This window comes from Variovorax sp. P4_D9, from assembly GCF_056401695.1.
Genome location: NZ_JBFUIU010001522.1, coordinates 1 through 1,141, shown reverse-complemented (window position 1 = coordinate 1,141; position 1,141 = coordinate 1). Strand labels below are relative to the sequence as shown.

General features: G+C 62.6%; 3 protein-coding genes. All 3 read left to right on the top strand.

Annotated features, from left to right (window positions below; all coding sequences use genetic code 11):
• On the top strand, positions 1-286 hold a 286-nt coding region (locus AC1DY5_RS56575), incomplete at its 5' end, for a hypothetical protein (RefSeq protein WP_478122860.1).
• Entirely contained in the window at positions 283-738 is a 456-nt protein-coding gene (locus AC1DY5_RS56570; protein WP_478122859.1) for a hypothetical protein, read from the top strand. The genes AC1DY5_RS56575 and AC1DY5_RS56570, both read left to right, overlap by 4 nt.
• 59 nt (positions 739-797) lie before the next feature.
• Positions 798-1,031 (top strand): hypothetical protein, encoded by a 234-nt coding sequence (locus tag AC1DY5_RS56565; protein ID WP_478122858.1) that lies wholly within the window; start codon positions 798-800, stop codon positions 1,029-1,031.
• Positions 1,032-1,141 lie beyond the last annotated feature (110 nt).

The following is a 1,141-nucleotide window of genomic DNA, read 5'->3' as shown; positions in this document are numbered from 1 at the left end:
GGGCGACTACCTCCGTAGCCATGCCGAACGGCTCTACAGCGCCGCCGTGATGCCGGAAACCGGTGCAGCCAAGACGTTGCTCGCCAAGATCGCCACGGGGGCGCTAGGAAGCTCGTTCACGCCGCGCGAGGTGGCTGTGAAGCACTGGGCCGGGCTGAGTGCTCCCGACGCAGTGCGCAAAGCAGCCGAGGTGCTGGCCGACTATGACTGGCTGCGGCGCGATGTCATTCAGACCGGCGGGCGTCCGAGCGAGCGTTACGACATCAACCCGCGAGGTGTGGCATGAGCTGGCTGGCAAGACTCAAAAAAACCAGCGAGAGCCCCCAGGAGGACGCTACAAAAGCTACAAAAGGGGCTTTCGTAGCTTTTGTAGCCCCGTCCCCGGCACCTTTGCAGAATTTCGAGGTGTCCTCTGACCTGGTCGATGACCCGGAGTTTGCTGAGCAGACCCCTGCGGCGGATGACCATCCGCATCCTGCGCAGATCGTGCCAAGCGATCGACACATGGCCCGGGTGATGCTGTTCCATCGGCGTGGCCTTCGCAATGACGATGCCGAGCAACTGGCAATTGATGTCGCCATGCGGCTGCGCGATCTGGACGACCGCCGTCTTTGCTTGGAGTGCGCGAACCTTCGAGGAAAAACGTGCGCCGTGCCGGCCATAGCGGGCGCTGGCGTCGTCGTTCAAGCCCTGGTGAGGCTGCCCCAGCGGTGCCCCGGTTTCGAGGCTGCAATATGAGCGGGCGGGACTTCCCAGGGCGATCGACCGAGGAGCGACAACGGCTCGTCGAAAGCACCATGCGCATGATCCTGAAAGCGGCGACTGATCGGCACATCGTCATGAGTGCGGATTTGCGCGTCAGCGAGAAGGATGCGGCAGCGCTGATCGGCTACGCGGCGGGCTCGCTCAAGAACCTGCGGCAGATGGGCGGAGCACCGATCTACTACAACCGTCCGGTCAATGGTTCTCGCGTGAGCTATCGATTGATGGATCTTGCGGCGTGGCTGGAGGAGCGGAGAGAGGGCTGGTAGCGCAACGCAATTCATCGGCACAAAGGCCGCATGAATCGCCACCTAACGTCATGGAGATGGGCCGGTCCGACTCATAGCCTAGTAGGCATGACTCGGACCCCATCACTTGC

Excerpts from the sequence above, each read along its gene's own strand:
- AC1DY5_RS56565 (WP_478122858.1), top strand. The coding sequence starts at position 798 with ATGCGCATGATCCTGAAAGCGGCGACTGATCGGCACATCGTCATGAGT.
- AC1DY5_RS56570 (WP_478122859.1), top strand. The coding sequence starts at position 283 with ATGAGCTGGCTGGCAAGACTCAAAAAAACCAGCGAGAGCCCCCAGGAG.